The 17717-nt window shown below is 67.2% G+C and carries 15 protein-coding genes; 9 read left to right on the forward strand and 6 right to left on the reverse strand.

Annotation, left to right across the window (positions count from 1 at the left end; all coding sequences use genetic code 11):
* Positions 1–158: 158 nt before the first annotated feature.
* Entirely contained in the window at positions 159–995 is an 837-nt protein-coding gene (locus ACZY08_RS00560; RefSeq protein WP_463742675.1) for an LLM class F420-dependent oxidoreductase, read from the reverse strand.
* Entirely contained in the window at positions 992–1549 is a 558-nt protein-coding gene (locus ACZY08_RS00565) for a TetR/AcrR family transcriptional regulator (protein WP_463742676.1), read from the reverse strand. The genes ACZY08_RS00560 and ACZY08_RS00565 overlap by 4 nt, the downstream gene beginning before the upstream one ends.
* Positions 1550–1666: 117 nt before the next feature.
* Here ACZY08_RS00565 and ACZY08_RS00570 point away from each other — a divergent pair, with 117 nt between their 5' ends.
* From ACZY08_RS00570 to ACZY08_RS00585, 4 genes are all read left to right on the forward strand, one after another.
* The gene (locus tag ACZY08_RS00570) at positions 1667–2590 is read left to right on the forward strand and encodes an SDR family NAD(P)-dependent oxidoreductase (RefSeq protein ID WP_463742677.1); all 924 of its coding nucleotides are present in this window, start codon (positions 1667–1669) and stop codon (positions 2588–2590) included.
* Between the two features lie 104 nt (positions 2591–2694).
* Positions 2695–3201 carry a cupin domain-containing protein gene (locus tag ACZY08_RS00575; RefSeq protein ID WP_463742678.1) on the forward strand — a complete coding sequence of 169 codons (507 nt, stop codon included), beginning with the start codon at positions 2695–2697 and terminating at the stop codon, positions 3199–3201.
* An 84-nt stretch (positions 3202–3285) separates the two neighbouring features.
* Entirely contained in the window at positions 3286–4992 is a 1707-nt protein-coding gene (locus ACZY08_RS00580; RefSeq protein WP_463742679.1) for a DEAD/DEAH box helicase, read from the forward strand.
* 117 nt (positions 4993–5109) lie between these two features.
* Positions 5110–7326 carry a DUF1214 domain-containing protein gene (locus ACZY08_RS00585; RefSeq protein WP_463742680.1) on the forward strand — a complete coding sequence of 739 codons (2217 nt, stop codon included), beginning with the start codon at positions 5110–5112 and terminating at the stop codon, positions 7324–7326.
* Between the two features lie 97 nt (positions 7327–7423).
* Here ACZY08_RS00585 and ACZY08_RS00590 read toward each other — a convergent pair whose 3' ends face one another.
* From ACZY08_RS00590 to ACZY08_RS00605, 4 genes are read right to left on the reverse strand one after another with little or no spacing between them, the layout of a single operon-like run.
* A complete protein-coding gene (locus ACZY08_RS00590; RefSeq protein ID WP_463742681.1) occupies positions 7424–8239 on the reverse strand; it encodes an HAD-IIA family hydrolase in 816 nt (271 codons plus the stop codon).
* A gap of 25 nt (positions 8240–8264) precedes the next feature.
* Positions 8265–9680, reverse strand: a complete 1416-nt coding sequence (locus tag ACZY08_RS00595; RefSeq protein WP_463744093.1) for a PH domain-containing protein — start codon at positions 9678–9680, stop codon at positions 8265–8267.
* A gap of 53 nt (positions 9681–9733) precedes the next feature.
* Positions 9734–10228 (reverse strand): PH domain-containing protein, encoded by a 495-nt coding sequence (locus ACZY08_RS00600; RefSeq protein ID WP_463742682.1) that lies wholly within the window; start codon positions 10226–10228, stop codon positions 9734–9736.
* Positions 10225–11238 (reverse strand): HAD family hydrolase, encoded by a 1014-nt coding sequence (locus tag ACZY08_RS00605; protein WP_463742683.1) that lies wholly within the window; start codon positions 11236–11238, stop codon positions 10225–10227. Before ACZY08_RS00605 ends, ACZY08_RS00600 begins: the two co-directional genes overlap by 4 nt.
* A gap of 129 nt (positions 11239–11367) precedes the next feature.
* Between ACZY08_RS00605 and ACZY08_RS00610 the strand changes: the two genes are divergently transcribed.
* The 5 genes from ACZY08_RS00610 to ACZY08_RS00630 are packed head-to-tail and all read left to right on the forward strand — an operon-like array spanning position 11368 to position 17329.
* Positions 11368–12291, forward strand: a complete 924-nt coding sequence (locus tag ACZY08_RS00610) for an SDR family NAD(P)-dependent oxidoreductase (RefSeq protein WP_463742684.1) — start codon at positions 11368–11370, stop codon at positions 12289–12291.
* Between the two features lie 2 nt (positions 12292–12293).
* On the forward strand, positions 12294–13490 hold the full coding sequence (gene moeA, locus ACZY08_RS00615) for a molybdopterin molybdotransferase MoeA (protein ID WP_463742685.1): 1197 nt from the start codon (positions 12294–12296) through the stop codon (positions 13488–13490).
* Positions 13491–13525: 35 nt separating this feature from the next.
* Complete coding sequence (locus ACZY08_RS00620; protein ID WP_463742686.1) at positions 13526–14227, forward strand: phosphatidylserine decarboxylase; 702 nt, start codon at positions 13526–13528, stop codon at positions 14225–14227.
* Entirely contained in the window at positions 14224–15105 is an 882-nt protein-coding gene (gene pssA, locus ACZY08_RS00625; RefSeq protein ID WP_463742687.1) for a CDP-diacylglycerol--serine O-phosphatidyltransferase, read from the forward strand. Before ACZY08_RS00620 ends, pssA begins: the two co-directional genes overlap by 4 nt.
* A gap of 1 nt (position 15106) precedes the next feature.
* Entirely contained in the window at positions 15107–17329 is a 2223-nt protein-coding gene (locus tag ACZY08_RS00630; protein WP_463742688.1) for an AAA family ATPase, read from the forward strand.
* Positions 17330–17717: the final 388 nt, after the last annotated feature.

Genomic DNA, 17717 nt, shown 5'->3' on the forward strand with positions numbered 1-17717 from the left:
CGGTAGGCGCGGATCTTGAAGGTCAGCCCGTCATCAGCTGTGGGTTGACTGCGGACGCCTCAGTCGCCGATTTCTACCGCAGGGCTGCTCTGAGCGCAGCTAGCGACCCTCACGTGGAAAACGGCGTCGAGAATAGACCCGCCCACGAAGAACAGGCCTCAGCTCCCCGACTGATACTTCCCCACCTCTGCGGCGAATTCATCGAGCAGGCGCAGTGACTCGTCTTTACCCACGGACGGCAGGAACAGGCCGAGCTGACCGAAGCCGAGATCCTCAGCGGCACGCCAATAGTCGGCCTTGATGGGCGCGCCGAACATCATCAACGGCACCTCGCGCGCACCGCCGGAGCGCATCTGCCCGATGCGTTTGGTCAGCACATCCCTGGGCAGTGGATTCGAGATCCAGCCTGCCCCATGGCGGATCACGCGTTTGACCGTGGCATCGGAGTTGCCGCCGATGTAGATCGGCGGGTGCGGCTTTTGGACGGGCTTGGGGCGGCAGTAGGACGACGCGAAGTCGACGTACTTGCCGTGATACTCAGCAGGCTCGTCGGTCCAGAGCGCCTTGACTGCCTCGATGCTCTCATCGAGCAGTGCGCCACGGGTTTTCGGATCGGTGCCGTGATCGCGCATCTCTTCGAGGTTCCAGCCCGCGCCGACACCGAAGGCGAACCGGCCGCCGGAGATGAGGTCGATGCTGGCGGCTTCCTTGGCGGTGTGGATCGGGTCGCGCTGGATCAGCAGTGCGACGCCGGTGACGAGTTCGATCGTGGAGGTCACCGCGGCCGCGGCGGCGAGGGTGACGAACGGGTCGAGCGTGTTGTAGTACCACGGCGGCAGGTCGCCACCGTTCGGGTACGCCGATTCCCGACTGACCGGGATGTGGCTGTGTTCAGCAACGATGAGCGAGGCGAACCCGCGCTCCTCGATCGCTTGGGCCAGCGATACGGGATCGACGCTGTCGTCGTCGACGAAGGTGGCGATGCCGAACTTCATCTGGCCGACGCTACTCCCGCCCGGAGTCCGTCGAACACCACCGAGGTGACCCGCTCGGCCACGTCGGCGTTGTAAGTCTGCATGGCCTGGCAGCCGACCAGAAGTGCCTTCACGTCCGCGACCGTCACGTCGTCTCGCACTGTTCCCGCGCGTTGCGCTGCGGCGAGCAGGTCACCGAGGGCCGACAGGTACTCGCCTTCGGCCTCGGGAACCACGGTGTTGACGTCGACGCCGGATCCGGCGAGGGCGTCGACCAGTCCGCGGTCGGCGGCCCCCCACTGCAGCACCATCGACCGCAGGAACGTGAATATCGCCTCGGCCGGATCGGCCTCGACGAGCAGAGTCCGCGCCTCCTCGACGACGCCGCGGATCCGCTCGGCGATCACGGCCTGGAACAACGCTTCCTTGGTCGGGAAATGGCGGTAGACCGTGCCCGCTCCCACCCCGGCCCGCCGGGCGATCTCGTCGATGGGCACGGACAGTCCGTCGGCCGCAAATGTTTCGTAGGCGACCTCGAGCACCCGGGCACGGTTCCGTGCCGCATCCGCACGCATTCGCGATCACCTCACAAAGTCAGCCGGGCACAAACCATTGACAAAACGGGGCGTGCGTTCCGTATAGTCGAGCACAACCGGAGTACACACTCCGTTTAGCCCTCCTAGGAGTCTCTCATGGCCAAGTGGACCACCGCCAACATTCCGGACCAAGCCGGCCGCACAGCCGTCATCACCGGCGCGAATACCGGCCTCGGACTGGAGACCGCCAAGGCCCTGGCCGCCGCCGGTGCCCACGTCGTTCTCGCCGTCCGCAACCTGGACAAGGGCGAGGCCGCCGTCGAGTGGATCTCACGGTCCGTGCCGGACGCCGACCTCGAATTGCAACGCCTCGATCTGGGCTCACTGGCCTCGGTACGCGACGCGGCCGATCAGCTCAAGGACAAGCACGACCGCATCGACCTGCTGATCAACAACGCCGGGGTGATGACCCCGCCGAAGGAGACCACCACCGACGGGTTCGAGCTGCAGTTCGGCACCAATCACCTCGGCCACTTCGCCTTGACCGGCCTGCTGCTGGAGCGCCTGTTGCCGGTCACCGGCTCACGGATCGTGACCGTCAGCAGCACCGGCCACCGCTTCTCGCGCGGCATCCGGTTCGACGACCTGCAGTGGGAGCGTAGCTACAACCGTCTCCAGGCCTACGGTCAATCCAAGCTCGCCAACCTGCTGTTCACCTACGAACTGCAGCGCCGCCTCACGGGCGAGAAGACCACGGCGCTGGCCGCCCACCCCGGCGGATCCGACACCGAACTGGCGCGCCATCTGCCGAGCGCGCTGCAACGCGCCGTCCCCCTGCTGCGTCCGCTGTTCCAGGAGGCCGCCATGGGTGCGCTGCCGACGCTGCGCGCCGCGACCGATCCGGGCGCCCTGGGCGGTCAGTACTACGGTCCCGACGGGTTGGCCGAGCAGCGCGGCTACCCGAAGCTGGTGACGTCCAACGAGCGGTCCTATGACATCGAACAGCAGCGCCGGTTGTGGGCGGTGTCCGAGGAGCTGACCGGAGTGACGTTTCCGATCCTTCAGGACGCGCGCGCCTGAATTCTCACCGCCTATTTCGACACCAGGGCTGCTTCGCCGCGCCGCGAACAACCCTGGTGTCGATCTCGACGCCGAAGGCCGAAGCCCCGGCTAGGGTGACACTCGTGTCGTTCTGGAATCCGAGGGATGTGCCGCCCTATCCCCCGGCCCGCTACACCAAAGACGAGCCCGAGGTCAGCGCGTGGGTGCGCCGCGGGGACGAGCCGCCGGACTATGAGTCGTTCGGCCTCGTCAAATACCACTACCTGGCCAACCAGCAACAGACCGACGGTGATTACGGCCTGTACCGGGTGGACATCAGCCCGCAGGGCGGTGGCCCCGGCCCACACTTTCACCGGGCGATGTCCGAGGCGTTCTTCGTCCTGTCCGGCACCGTGAAGCTGTATGACGGCACCGACTGGAAAGACGGCAACCAGGGCGATTTCCTGTATGTTCCACCGGGCGGTATCCACGGTTTCCGAAATGAGGCCGACGCGCCGACATCGTTGCTGATGTTGTTTGCTCCAGGCGCGCCGCGAGAGGCCTATTTCGAAGGGTTCACCCAGTTGGCCGACCTCAGCGACGACGAACGCGCCGAGTGGTTCATCAAGAACGACAACTACTTCGTCTGAGCGACACGCCCGGTACTTTCCTGCAGAGATGCGCCGACGTAACGCGCTGGCCTAGACTGCATCTCGACTGAGAGGAGTCCTAGGGTGCGGGCTGATGCAGCGCCCAGCACCCAGGCACTTCGGGGCTGGCAGCGCAAGGCGCTGGTGAAGTATTTGACGGCCAAACCTCGGGACTACCTGGCGGTCGCCACACCTGGCGCAGGGAAGACAACGTTTGCGCTGCGGATCGCGGCCGAACTGCTCAACGACCGAACGGTCGATGCGATCACCGTGGTGGTGCCCACCGAGCACCTGAAGATCCAGTGGGCCGAATCGGCGGCACGTAATGGCATCGCACTGGACCCGAGGTTCAGCAACTCCGACTCCCAGACCTCGGCCGAGTACCACGGTGTCGTCGTCACCTATGCCCAGGTGGCCAGCCACCCCACCCGGCACCGGGTGCGGACCGAGAACCGCAGGACGCTCGTCATCTTCGACGAGATCCACCACGGCGGTGACGCGAAGAGCTGGGGCGACGCGATGCGCGAAGCGTTCGACGACGCGACACGGCGCCTCTCCCTGACGGGTACCCCGTTCCGCAGCGACGACAGCCCGATCCCGTTCGTCAACTACGAACCCGACGAGGCCGGGTTCCAGCGCTCGCAGGCAGACCACGTGTACGGCTATGCCGACGCACTGGCCGACGGAGTGGTCCGGCCCGTGGTGTTCCTGGCGTATTCGGGTGAGGCCCGCTGGCGCGACAGTGCCGGCGAGGAGCATGCGGCGCGCCTCGGCGAGCCCCTGACCGCTGAGCACACGGCGCGGGCCTGGCGCACCGCGCTGAACCCGACGGGCGAGTGGATGCCTGCGGTCATCGCCGCCGCCGACAAGCGGTTGCAGCAGAAGCGTCAGCATGTGCCCGATGCCGGCGGCATGATCATTGCCACGAACCAGACCACCGCCCGCGCCTACGCCGATCTGCTCACCAAGATCACGGGCGAGGTGCCCACCGTGGTGCTCTCCGACGATCCCGGCGCCTCCGACCGGATCAGTAGGTTCTCCGAAGGCTCCAGCCGCTGGCTGGTCGCGGTCCGCATGGTGTCCGAGGGTGTCGACGTGCCGCGCCTGTCGGTCGGCGTGTACGCCACGAGCGCCTCGACTCCGCTGTTCTTCGCGCAGGCCATCGGCCGGTTCGTGCGATCGCGCCGGGCCGGCGAGACCGCCAGCATCTTCCTGCCCTCAGTGCCCAACCTGCTGTTGCTGGCCAGTGAGATGGAAGCCCAGCGCAACCACGTACTGGGCAAGCCGCACCGGGAATCCGACGGACTGGACGACGAGGCCCTCGAAGCTGCCGAGAAGCGCAAGGACGAGAAGGGCGAGCTGGAGAACGGCTTCGAGTCCCTCGGCGCCGACGCCGAGCTGGACCAGGTCATCTTCGACGGCTCCTCCTTCGGCACCGCGACTCCGTCCGGCAGCGACGAGGAGGCCGACTATCTCGGCATTCCCGGCCTGCTCGATGCCTCACAGATGCGAGATCTGTTGCGGCGCAGGCAGGATGAGCAACTCACCAAGCGCACGGCCGAGGCCGCGGTATCCGGCGGTCCGCCGCCGTCGCGCACCACACACGGCCAGTTGCGGGAGTTGCGTCGTGAACTCAACGCATTGGTGACCATCGCCCATCACCGCACCGGCAAGCCGCACGGTTGGATCCACAACGAGCTACGCCGCATCTGCGGTGGGCCTCCGGTGGCCGCCGCGACCACTGATCAATTGAAGGCGCGCATCGAAGCCGTGCGGGATCTGAAAGCCTGACGGCCGCCCCGCACAACAAAAAATCAGAGTCCCCGAAACTCCCCCGAGACCCAACTGGAACTTGTTACAGTCGGCCAATTGCGTTCTGTGGCAGCCAGAACAGTTGGGGGAGACACTATGCCGACGACGTCCGCTACCGCTGGAGGCGCCCGATTCATCGGGCGGGTGGGCACCCTCGCCGTTGCCCTGGGCATCGGGGTGGCGATGGCCAATGGGACGGCGATCGCTTCCGCCGAGACCGGTGGCTCGGACTCGTCGGGAACGCATTCAAAGGCGACCGACACCGCGAAAGCGGACCGCTCGAAACCGAAGAAAGGCCCCCGCAAACCGTCGTTGTCAGACCCGCAGAAGCTGTCCAACCGGGTCAGCGAGGTCGCCGCCAAGGTGGAGTCCGCGCTCGGCAGTGCGAAGATCGGCGAACGTCGATCGTCAGCCGCGTCGACTGACCGGAAACTGCTCGGCCAGGACGGCAAGGGCAGCAGAACAGTCGCCAAACCCGCAACAGCCGGCGAGGCCGTCGAGACCGCCGTCGGCAATGTGCGGCAGTCGGTGTCGCGGGCAATCGACCGGCAGGCCACGCTCGACAACCGGCCGCAGGCCGCTGCCGAGACCAACGCGACCGCGCCCCTGGAAACGCTGACGGTCGTCACCAAGAAGGTGGCGAAAGACGTTGTCGATCACCTGATTCCGGTGTCGGCGCTCCCCACGCAGGCTCCGGCGGCCCAGCCGATCCCGGAGATGGTGGCGGCGGTGACGCAGCGGCTCAAGCCGCGTCTCCCGGAATCGCCGGTGAGCCCGGTCCAGGATCTCGGCCTGGCGGCGCTGCTGAGCTGGTCACGCCGTGGGCAGGGGCTCGCCCCCATCGGACGCATCACCACACCGGAAGCGACGTCGCAGGTGACCGCCGAAGTGACGACGGCGGCAACGAGCACGCTGGCCACCGAGGACCAGCTTGAGGCCGAACAGCAGGTCGGCCAGATCGTCAACACACCAATCGTTCAGCTGGCCAAGGTGGTCCTGATGGCGGCCTGGTATGTCGAGGCGGCCAAGAACTTCGCGACCGTCGGTGGCCCCGACTTCACGAACCTCTCGCAGCTCAACGAGGCCGCGACCGAGTTCGCCAACCAATCGGCCACTGAGTTCCTGCTGCTGAATTCGAACGATCCGAAGCTGCTGCTTCAGGTCAACCCGCCGCACAGTTGGAACGGGCAGAACGCCGGCGGCACCCGGATCTGGTACGACAACCCCGACACCGTCTACCGCTTCACGGGTATCAATGGCGCCTCGACCTACGAGATCGAGGGCAAGGTCGCGGGGTATGACCCGGCCGACCCGAGTACCCACCCCACTTCTGCCAACACCAATTTCAGCGTGCTCACCGGAATCAACGGGGTCACCGCCGCCAATCTCAACGGCGAGGACCTGAGCATCAGGGACGACGGGACGTTCACCATCGTGGTGAGTCCCGACGCGGCGCCGGCCAACCCCGAACAAGGCATGAACTACATTCAGGCCCCGTCCAACTCGACCATCCTCGCCACCCGAAACACCTTGGGGGACTGGAATACCGAGACTCCCATGACGCTGACCATCGAGAAGACCGCCGGCCCGCCCAGCAGCCTGTTCAGCCAGATCGGCGGGTTTGCGATCCCGGTCATCGGTCAGACGGTGGTAGAGAATCCGGTTCTGATGAGCCTGGTGTCGATCATCCCGGCATTCGACAAGGCACCGCTACTGCTGTCGTCCACCGAGACCGCCCTGCTGATGCTGGTCACCGGAATCAACGGCGAGAACACCTATATGTCCGTGGCGACCGCCACCGGCCAGCCGAACACGCTGTCCCAGCCGCAGCACAACGCACAGTTCCTCTCCACGCAGTTACAGAGCGCCGGCTACTTCCAACTGAAGGACGACGAGGCGATGGTCATCACCGTCGATCCCGGTGATGCGGAGTACTTCGTGGTGCCGGTGACCAACGACTGGACCATCACCAACGACACGCGCAACCAGCAGACCAGTCTGAACAACAGCCAGGCCATCAAGAACGCGGACGGCACCTACACCATCGTGGTGTCCAAGAACGATCCCGGTGTGGCGAACTGGGTGTCCACCGGCGGCCTGAATCAGGGCACCATCTCCATGCGTTTCCAGGGCGTGGACCCGGATGCCACGAACATGCCGACGGTGACGACGCGAGTGGTGAAGGCGTCGGAGGTGCCGGACATCGTGAACGATCCGAACGATCCCAACTACAACCCCGAGCAACTCGACTACAACCGTGCCCAGCAGATCGCCGACCGTCAGGCCGGGTACGACCGCCGCTACACGGTCTAGCCGAGAGTTTGGGGACGCCGATTTCTACTTGAGGGTCGCGCTCGTCGAAAAGTACGACCCAGGTGTAGAAAACGGCATGTCGGGGACACCGAGAGGACTACAAGCCCAGCAACTCAGGCAAGTCGGCGACCGAGTCGATGACGTGGTTGGGTTGCATCGTGAATTCGTCTGCGGCCCATCGGTCCAACGTCGCCTGACGGAACTTTCCGGTGCGCACCAGCACCCCCGCCATCCCGACCACCTGGGCGGCCAGCACGTCGTTGTTGAGGTCGTCACCCACCATGTACATCTCCTCGGGGTCGACGCCGAGGCGGTTAGCTGCGGCCAAAAACCCTTCCGGGGCGGGCTTGCCGACGGCGGTGGCCTTGCGGCCCGAGGTCTCCTCCATGCCGGCCAGATACATGCCGGTGTCGACCCGCAGTCCGTCGGTGGTGTTCCAGGCGGTGCTGCGGTGCATCGCCACGACCGGCACACCCTGGGCCATCCAGTCGTACACCCAGCTGAGCGTGAGGTGGTTGTACTCGGGCCCGGCCCCGCCGAGCAGCACCACGTCGGGGGTTTCAGGTGCGGCAGGCCCGGTGAACTCACTCGAATACACAACATCGACGCCGGGCATGTCCTCACCGATCTGCCCGCTGTTGACCAGAAAACATCGGGCACCCGGATAGCGGTCACGGACATATTCGGCAGTCAGGGCCGCCGCGGTGATCACCTCGTCGGCCGCGACGTCCATGCCGGCCGCAGTCAGCAGGTCGGCGATCTGCGCGCGGGTGCGGGTGGTGGTGTTGGTCAGATAGGACCGGGCGATCTGCTGCTCGGCCAGTATCCGCAAAGTCTCCGCCGCACCGTCGATGGGCAGCCATGAGGTCACCAGCACGCCATCGATGTCGAACAGCACCCCACCGATAGCCATGCAGCGACAGTAAACGCCCGCGAATTCAGCGCAATTCGGGGCCCGCCACGCCGGCTGCCCACCCGTTATCGGCCACCCACGGCGAGGCGGCCGCCACCACGGACCAGGCCTGCGCCGCCGGGAGGTCGAGCACGGTATACCGCTTCTCCCCGGCGGCGGTCGCTGCGATCAGGGTGGCAACACCGGCGCGGCGCTGAAAGAACGTCTGCCGCACCGTCCATCCGATGATCCCCGCCGCGTCCAGGTGATCGCACCGGCGCTCCAGACTGCCGGAGCGGGCAACCAGCCAGCCGTCGCGCACCAGATGTCCGAGAGATCTGGCCCGGTCCGCGGCCAGCAGTCCGGCGGACCCGACCGACAACACCCATAACACCCAGACCCAGGCCGGTACCCCGAGCACCAGCAACACCGCGGCCGCGAGCACGGGCAGTGCCAAGGCGCGGGTCCAGCGTCGCCGCACCGCGGCCGGTCCGTGGGCGATCAGCGATGCGTCGACGGCACCGGGGTTGCCGATCAGCTCGGCCAGCACGGTCCTGGCGGTGCCTGCCGGGCACGGTGGCAGCAGCAGGGAGGCCTCGCCTTCGCCACCGACGCCGGTCATCACCGCATCCAGGCGCGCACCGCCGAAGGCCCGCACCAGCAGGGGCTCGCGCAGAGTTCCGCCGCGCAGCCGCCGCATGTCGTAGGTGTGCTCGCGCAGCCGTAGCAGTCCGTGCTGCAGGTGAAGCACGTCGGAATCTCTACGCAGCACCAGATTTCCGTAGGTCAGCAAGGACCTCAGCACCGAGAGCACCACAGAAGCCACCAGCACCACCGCGACGCCGACCACCACGCTGATCAGGACGCCGAAATGTTCTGCCACCGCGACCCCGGACCGGGCCAGCTCCGAGTTCCGCAGCGCGGCACCCACTCCCGCTTGATAGATCACTCCGGCTGCGGCCGCGATCATGGCCAGGCCGGTGAAGCTCAGCGGGCTGTAGCGCAGCCAGGACGGCTGCCAGCGGGCCAGCTCGCGACCTGCCGGCGCGTCGGCGACCGGAACGGCGTCGGCCAGCAGGATTGCGCGCAGTCTCGGTACCTGCTCCGCCTCCACCGCGTCCAGGGCAAATTCGGTGTCACCCTTGGCCTCCTGACCGGTGCTGATCCGCAGCACGGTCAGCCCCAGCAGCCGGTGCAACAGCCGCGCATCGGTCGATACCGATCGAATCCGGTTGCGCGGCACCGACAACACCTTGCGTTGCAGCAGCCCCGTACGCAGTCGCACCTCGTCCGGCTCGATGCGGTAGCTGGTGGTGAACCACCGCGCCAGGCCCAAGGCGATGGTGAGCACAATCGCCGCGATCGTCCAACCCTGATTCCCGGTCGCCGAGCCCAGCACCACTGCGCCGATCAGCAACGGAATCTGTTGCAGCACTTCATGCACCGGGTGGACCAGCAGCATACGCGGACTGAGCCGCTGCCACTGCGGCTGGATGGCCGGCTCGGACGGGGCGCTCACGTGGCGTCCTGTTCGCCGATCGCCGCGATGTCGGTCAACTGCGCCACCACCCGCTCGGCCACATCGTCGTCGAGCGCCACGATCCGCACGGCCCCGGCCGAGGAGGCCGTCGTCACCGTCACGTTGGCCAGGCCGAACAGCCGATCCAGCGGGCCCCGGTAGGTGTCCACGGTCTGGACCCGCGAAATCGGCGCGATCCGCCGCTCCTGCACCAACCACCCCGTGCGGGTGTACACCGCCGGGGTGCCGGAGCCGACGTTGATGTCCCACCGGTGGACCCGGTAGCGCCACATCGGGACCACCCCGACAAAGAGCACCACACCGATGACCGTGACGATCGCGGCCACGCCGTGCACCCACAACATCCGCTGGTCGATCGCGAACCAGATCACCTGCGCCAGTATCAAAACCGCCCATGGGATGGCCGCGCTCAACGCCCACACCAGCGGCGCCTTACGGCTGGGCGGCTGCGCGGGATCGGTCAATCTCACTTGGCGAACACCGTCTTCCAGTCGTTCTTCATGTCGACGACGGTCCAGCCGTTCGGCCCGGCCTGCTGCAGTGCGGTGACCAATTTTCCGGAGGACGGCGGGTTGGCGTCGTAGGCGTATTCGCGCTCGGCGTCGGTGTGGTGGATCAGGACGCCGAGGCTGGGCCGCGGATTGTCGATCGTGGTGTACTCCAGCATCGCCTGGTCACCGTCGCTGTTGCCGACGGCCAGAATCGGCCTGCGCCCGATGAATTCGTGGATGCCCGACGGCTTGCCCGCCTTGTCGTCGACGAAGACGTAGTCGAGGGTCTTGACGAGCACAGGTTTACCGTCCCGCAGCTCGTATTTGGTGGTGCCGGTGGACCCGACCACCTGCTCGGGCGGGATTCCGTATACCCGCTGGGCGAACACCCGCATGAAATCGGCGCCGCCACCGGAAACGATGAAGGTACGGAAGCCGTTGTCCCGCAAGTAGGACAACAACTGCTGTTGCGGTTCGTAGGTCAGCTGATCGTAGGGTTTGTCGAATCGGGGATGGCGGGCGGTCGCCATCCAGTCGGTCACCCGTTGGTTGAACTCGTCGGTCGTCATCCCGGTATGGGTGAGCGCCAGGACGTGCAGCAGTCCTTCGTGCCGGTCGCCGGCGAGCAGGGTGGCCACGTCCCCTTTGAGCGCCGCCTGCACCATGGGATCGGCGGCCAGCGCCGGCTCTTGCGGCGTCCGGCGTTTGAGCTCGTCGATGACGAACGCCGCCTGGAACGGCAGCGGCGCTTCGGCCCACAACGTGCCGTCGTTGTCGAATACCGCGACGCGGTCTTCCGGCGCCACGTATTCGGGAGTGTCCGGGGTGGTCGCCCGTTTGACGAACTCGGTGATCGAGTTTTTCGCCGATGTGTCGTTCCACGCGGACAACGGATCTGGGGCAGTGTCATTCGAAGAGACGGCGTCCTTCGACGAACAGCCGGTCATGCACAGCAGAAGGCTCAGCAGGACCGCAACCAGGGTGCGCATGGTTCCCAGACTGCTATGGCGCCGGGGTGCCGTCCAGCACCGGTTTACCGAGCCGGATACTCGGCCGGTCGTCGCACTCCCTGATCGCAGCGGTGTGAGGTACGGCGGCGCCCCCGTAGAGTTCGAGCAATGAGCGCAAACTCCAAGTGGACCGAGGCCGATGTCCCCGATCAGTCCGGCCGGATCGCGATCGTCACCGGGTCCAACACCGGGTTGGGCTATGAGACCGCCCGTGTGCTTGCTGCCCGGGGCGCGCATGTCGTCGTCGCGGTACGCAATCTGGACAAGGGCCGTCAGGCCGTCGAGCGGATCACCGCCGCGGTGCCCAAGTCGGACCTCAAGCTGCAGCAGTTGGACGTGGGCTCGCTGGACTCGGTCCGTACCGCGGCCGACGAACTCAAGGCTGCCTATCCGCGGATAGATCTGCTGATCAACAACGCCGGAGTGATGTACCCGCCCAAGCAGACCACCGTCGACGGCTTCGAGCTGCAGTTCGGCACCAACCATCTGGGAGCGTTCGCACTGACCGGCCTGCTGCTGGAGCACCTGCTGCCGGTGGACGGCTCGCGCGTGGTCGCGGTCGCCAGTGTCGCGCACCGCATCCAGGCCGCCATCCATTTCGATGACCTGCAGTGGGAGCGCAGCTACAACCGTGTCGCCGCCTACGGCCAGTCCAAGCTGTCGAACCTGCTGTTCACCTACGAGTTGCAGCGCCGTCTGGCCGCCAAGAACGAGCCCACCATCGCGGTGGCCGCCCACCCCGGCCTGTCGAACACCGAACTCATGCGCCACATCCCGGGAACCGGCCTGCCCGGCTACAACCAGATCGCGGGCCTGTTCACCAACAGCCCGGCCAAGGGTGCGCTGGCCACGTTGCGGGCCGCCACCGCTCTCGATGTCCGTGGCGGCCAGTACTACGGCCCGTCCGGTTTCCGTGAGATGGTCGGCAATCCGAAGCTGGTGACCTCCAGCAAGCAGTCCCATGACGAAGAGCTGCAGCGCCGGCTCTGGACCGTGTCCGAGGAGCTCACCGGCGTCAGCTTCCCGGTGTGATCATGCGGACCGTCGACGAGCACCAGAAGGTGGTTGCCGGGCTGATCAAAGCCCGTGCACCACAAGAGCTTCCGCTGAACGACACTCTGGGTCTGATGTTGGCCGCCGATGTGGTTGCCCCGCTGTCACTGCCCGGCTTCGACAACTCCGCGATGGACGGCTACGCCGTTGTCGCCGACGATGTCGCCGCTGCCACCGAGGACACCCCCGTTCGGTTGCCGGTGGCCGAGGACATCCCGGCCGGCCGCACCGACCCGCTGACGCTGCGGCCCGGGACCGCCCATCGCATCATGACCGGGGCGCCGCTGCCGGCGGGTGCCACCGGGGTGGTTCCGGTCGAGGCCACCGACGGCGCGACGGACACCGTGACGATCCGCGCGGCCGCTCGGGAGGGTCAGCACATCCGCCGCGCCGGCGAGGACGTCACCGCGGGCACCGCCGTACTGCGCGCCGGTCAGGTGATCACCCCGGCCGCGCTCGGGCTGGCCGCGGCGCTGGGGCTGGCCACGCTGCCCGTGTTACCGCCGCAGCGCGTCATGGTGATGTCCACCGGCACCGAGCTCGTGGCACCGGGCACCGAGCTGCAGCCGGGACAGATCTACGAGTCGAATGCGGTGATGCTGGCCGCCGCAGTCCGCGATGCCGGCGCTCAGGCCACCATCGCGCCGATGTCCGCGGACGACGTCGACGCCTTCCGCGCCGCGCTGGCCCAACACACCCGCTCCAACGACTCCGTAGATCTGATCATCACCACCGGCGGGGTCAGCGCGGGCGCCTACGAGGTGGTCAAAGACTCCCTGTCGGATCAGGTGGAGTTCGTCAAGGTCGCGATGCAGCCCGGCATGCCGCAGGGTGCGGGCACCGTGAACGGCGTGCCGATCATCACGCTGCCGGGCAACCCGGTCAGCGCGCTGGTTTCTTTCGAGGTGTTCGTCCGCTCGCCGCTGCGTGCCGCGATGGGCCATGCCGCGCCGGACCGGCCGCGGCGCACCGCGCAGCTGACCGAGGATCTGACGTCACCGCCCGGAAAACGGCAGTTCCGGCGGGGTGTGCTGACCGGGGACTCGGTCAGCAGCTACGGTCCGCCGGCCTCGCATCATCTGCGCTGGCTCGCTTCGGCGAACTGTCTGCTCGAGATCGCCGAGGACATCACCGAACTCTCGGCCGGGACGACGGTTCCCGTGTGGGACCTGACCTAGCAATTCCGACACCCCCCGCACGTAGAATCCTCCCGATGGCCAGACGCCCCGATCTCCAGCAGTCCGGACCAGAACGCCTTGTGGCGCTGGTGCGATCCAGTGTTCCGCCGATGCACTCGGCGGGATTACCGTTCGTCGGCGCCAGCCTCGCCGTGGCGGCCCTGGGCCGTAAGCACCGCTGGGTACGCCGGGCCGGCCTGCTGGCCGCCGGCGCGAACGCCGCGTTCTTCCGCCACCCGCCCCGGGTGGCGCCGACCCGGCCGGGCGTGGTGGTCGCCCCCGCCGACGGGCTGGTGTGCCTGATCGAGGATGTCGTCCCACCTGCCGAGTTGGGCTTGCCCGCCATTCCGCTCCCTCGGGTCAGCATCTTCCTGTCGGTGCTCGACGCGCACGTGCAGCGCGCCCCGATCGGCGGTGACGTGGTCGCCGTGCAGCACCGTCCCGGGCGTTTCCACTCGGCCGAACTCGAAGCCGCCAGTGAGGACAACGAACGCAACAGCGTCGTCATCCGCACCCCCGAGGGCACCGAGGTGATCGCGGTGCAGATCGCCGGTCTGATCGCCCGGCGCATCGTGTGCGACGCCCGTGTCGGCGACAAACTCGCCATCGGTGAGACCTACGGCCTGATCCGGTACGGCTCCCGGCTGGACACCTACCTTCCTGCTGGTTCGAAATTGCTTGTCACTCGGGGTCAGCGGACGCTGGCCGGAGAAACCGTCCTGGCGGAGTTGCCATGATCAAGCCGCGCATGAGGCCCCCGTCGTTGATCAAGGGCCGCATGAAGCCGCCGCCGTTCTCCGTGCGGATGCTGCCGAGTGCGATGACGGTGGCGGCCATCTGCCTGGGCCTGTCGGCGATCAAGATGGCGCTCGACAACCGGCCCACCGAGGCGATGGCGTTTCTGGCGGTCGCGGCGATCCTCGATGCGCTGGACGGCCGGGTGGCCCGGATGCTCAACGCCACCTCCAAGATGGGCGAGGAGATCGATTCGCTCGCCGATGCGGTGAATTTCGGTGTGGCACCGGCGCTCATCATCTACGGCACCATGCTTTCGCATTCGCGCATCGGGTGGATCGTGGTGCTGCTGTACGCGGTGTGCATCGTGTTGCGGCTCGCCCGCTTCAACGCGCTGCTCGACGTGGATCAGCCGGCGTACGAGAAGGAGTATTTCGTCGGCATGCCCGCCCCTGCGGGTGCCATCGGCGCGATCGGTCTACTGGCTGCCAAGATGCAGTTCGGCGAAGGTTGGTGGACCAGCGAGTGGGCGGTGTCGATCTGGATGATCGGCGTCTCGCTCCTGGTGGTCAGCCGGATCCCGATGCGCAAGATCCACACGTTCGCAGTTCCGCCGAACATGGTGGCGCCCTTGCTGGCCTTGGTCGCCATCGGGGTAGCGGCGTCGGTGTTCTACGGCTACATCGTGATCATGGTGATCATCGTGGCCTACGTGATCCACATCCCGTTCGCGATACGCACCAAGAAGTGGGTGGCCAGCCACCCCGAATCATGGGACGACAAGCCGCAGCAACGGCGCGCCGCCCGCCGTGCGATTCGGCGGGCCCAGCCGCACCGGCGGTCGATGGCACGACTGGGGCTGCGGAAGCCGGGGCGCTGACATGTCGCAGCTCGAGGCCGAGGAAGATCAACCGCTCGGGCATCTGCGCCTGACCGCACGGCTGAACACCGCCGCACTCGACTCACGTCGTGGGGTGGTTCGGCTGCATCCGGAGGCGATCGCCGCGCTCGGGATCCGCGAGTGGGACGCGGTGTCACTGACCGGATCCCGTACCACTGCGGCCGTCGTCGGCCTGGCCCCTGGCGGTACCCCGACCGGTACCGCCCTGCTCGATGACGTGACGTTGTCCAACGCCGGGGTGCGGGAGAACGCCATAGTGATCGTGTCGCCGGTGACGGTGTACGGCGCCCGGGCGGTCACGGTGACCGGGTCCAAGCTGGCGACCGATTCGATCTCGTCGGCGACGCTGCGCCAGGCGCTGCTGGGCAAGGTCATGACGGTCGGCGACACGGTGTCGTTGCTGCCCCGCGATCTGGGGCCGGGTACCTCGACGTCGGCGGCCACCGCGGCGCTGGGCTCGTCGGTGGGCATCACCTGGACCTCGGAACTGCTGACGGTGACCGGGGCCGATCCGGCCGGACCTGTGAGCATTCAACCGAATTCGGTGGTGTCGTGGGGGTCGGGCCTCGAGGGTGCCGGGCCGGGGCCGTCGGATTCCACCGGCGCGCACACGATCAGCCCCGCACGCGCCGAGCCTGCCGTCAGCTTCGACGATCTCAAGGGTTCCCATACCCAGGCCGGCAAGCTCACCGAATGGCTCAAGCTGTCACTCGATGAACCTCAGCTTCTCGAAACTCTGGGTGCCACACCGAATCTCGGCGTCCTGGTATCCGGCCCCGCCGGTGTGGGCAAGGCCACCATGGTGCGGACCGTGTGTGCCGAACGGAGGTTGGTGGAGCTCGACGGCCCGGAAGTGGGGGCACTGGCCGCCGATGACCGGTTCGGCCGGGTGTCCGACGCGGTCGCTACCGTGCGCGACGGCGGTGGGGTGCTGCTGATCTCCGATGTCGACGCGCTGCTGCCGGCCGCCGCCACCGACCGGGCTCCCGAGCCGGTCGCCGCCCTGATCATCGGTGAACTGCGTGAGGCCGTCGCCACCCGGGGCGTGGCGTTCGTCGCGACGTCGGCGGTGCCCATCGGGGTGGATCCCCGGCTGCGGGCACCGGATCTGTGCGACCGCGAGCTTGCCCTGACCCTGCCCGATGCCGCCACCCGCAAGGCACTGCTGGAGGTGCTGCTGCGTGGCGTTCCGTCCGCCGAGCTGAGCCTCGGCGAAATTGCCGACCGTACACCGGGTTTCGTGGTCGCCGATCTGGCCGCCCTGGTCCGTGAGGGCGCTCTGCGGGCAGCCTCGCGAGCCAGCGCCGAAGGCAACGAGCCGGTGCTGTGGCAGGAGGATCTGACCGGGGCGCTGACCGTGATCCGGCCGTTGTCGCGGTCCGCGTCCGAGGAGGTGTCGGTCGGCTCCGTCACGCTCGACGATGTCGGCGACATGGTCGAGACCAAACAGGCGCTCACCGAGGCGGTGTTGTGGCCGCTGCAGCATCCGGACACATTCCAGCGCCTCGGCGTGGAGCCCCCACGTGGTGTGCTGCTGTACGGTCCGCCCGGTTGTGGCAAGACCTTCGTGGTGCGGGCGTTGGCCAGCTCGGGGAAGCTCTCCGTGCACGCGGTCAAAGGTGCTGAGCTGATGGACAAATGGGTCGGTTCTTCGGAGAAGGCCGTGCGCGAACTGTTCGCGCGGGCCAGGGATTCGGCACCGTCACTGGTGTTTCTCGATGAGATCGATGCGCTGGCTCCGCGACGCGGGCAGAGCTTCGATTCCGGCGTGACCGACCGCGTGGTGGCCGCGTTGCTGACCGAACTCGACGGCATCGAGCCGATGCGCGACGTGGTGGTGCTGGGCGCGACCAACCGTCCCGACCTCATCGACCCCGCGCTGCTGCGGCCGGGCCGGTTGGAGCGGCTCGTGTTCGTCGAACCGCCCGATGCCGACGCACGTCGCGAAATCCTGCGTACCAGCGGCAAATCCATTCCCCTGGCCGCCGACGTCGATCTCGACGCCCTCGCCTCCGAGTTGGACGGCTACAGTGCGGCCGACTGTGTGGCGCTGCTGCGGGAGGCAGCCTTGACGGCGATGCGCCGGTCGATCGATGCGGCCGACGTCACCGCGGCCGATGTCGCCAAAGCCCGGGAGACCGTCCGGCCGTCTCTGGATGCATCCCAGGTGGCGTCCTTGCGGGAGTTCGCGGCCGGGCGCTGAGATTTTTCGGCTGATGCTGGGTTCCACGCCTGGCCGCCGGCCGGCCCGGCGGCCAGGAGCCACACCTGTCCCATCGACCACGGCTCCGAGGGCACTACTCGAGCTGCCCACCTGCGCGCGACAATCGAGCGACAATCGCCTCCTGAATCACCTCCGCAACACCGTTCCCACCACTGCTCGCCACATCCGGCCCTTGTACCACTGAGACCTCTGCCACCCCATCCGTCCGGTGTCCAGCTACCAGCGACACTGTCGCTGGTAGCTGGACAAGTCGAATTCCGTTGCGTACGAGGCGAATGGGGCGTCAGTGACCCGAGTAATGAATGGACTCGTGACCTGAGTTGTCACCGTGATGCATGTGGCGATTGTCGCTCGATTGTCGCTGACA

Source organism: Mycobacterium sp. IDUB_9, assembly GCF_055419505.1.

Bases quoted from the DNA above. Each gene is read 5' to 3' on its own strand.
- ACZY08_RS00560 (WP_463742675.1), bottom strand. From the start codon at position 995: ATGAAGTTCGGCATCGCCACCTTCGTCGACGACGACAGCGTCGATCCC.
- ACZY08_RS00565 (WP_463742676.1), bottom strand. From the start codon at position 1,549: ATGCGTGCGGATGCGGCACGGAACCGTGCCCGGGTGCTCGAGGTCGCC.
- ACZY08_RS00570 (WP_463742677.1), top strand. From the start codon at position 1,667: ATGGCCAAGTGGACCACCGCCAACATTCCGGACCAAGCCGGCCGCACA.
- ACZY08_RS00585 (WP_463742680.1), top strand. From the start codon at position 5,110: ATGCCGACGACGTCCGCTACCGCTGGAGGCGCCCGATTCATCGGGCGG.
- ACZY08_RS00590 (WP_463742681.1), bottom strand. From the start codon at position 8,239: ATGGCTATCGGTGGGGTGCTGTTCGACATCGATGGCGTGCTGGTGACC.
- ACZY08_RS00595 (WP_463744093.1), bottom strand. From the start codon at position 9,680: ATGCTGCTGGTCCACCCGGTGCATGAAGTGCTGCAACAGATTCCGTTG.
- ACZY08_RS00605 (WP_463742683.1), bottom strand. From the start codon at position 11,238: ATGCGCACCCTGGTTGCGGTCCTGCTGAGCCTTCTGCTGTGCATGACC.
- ACZY08_RS00610 (WP_463742684.1), top strand. From the start codon at position 11,368: ATGAGCGCAAACTCCAAGTGGACCGAGGCCGATGTCCCCGATCAGTCC.
- moeA (WP_463742685.1), top strand. From the start codon at position 12,294: ATGCGGACCGTCGACGAGCACCAGAAGGTGGTTGCCGGGCTGATCAAA.
- ACZY08_RS00620 (WP_463742686.1), top strand. From the start codon at position 13,526: ATGGCCAGACGCCCCGATCTCCAGCAGTCCGGACCAGAACGCCTTGTG.
- pssA (WP_463742687.1), top strand. From the start codon at position 14,224: ATGATCAAGCCGCGCATGAGGCCCCCGTCGTTGATCAAGGGCCGCATG.
- ACZY08_RS00630 (WP_463742688.1), top strand. From the start codon at position 15,107: ATGTCGCAGCTCGAGGCCGAGGAAGATCAACCGCTCGGGCATCTGCGC.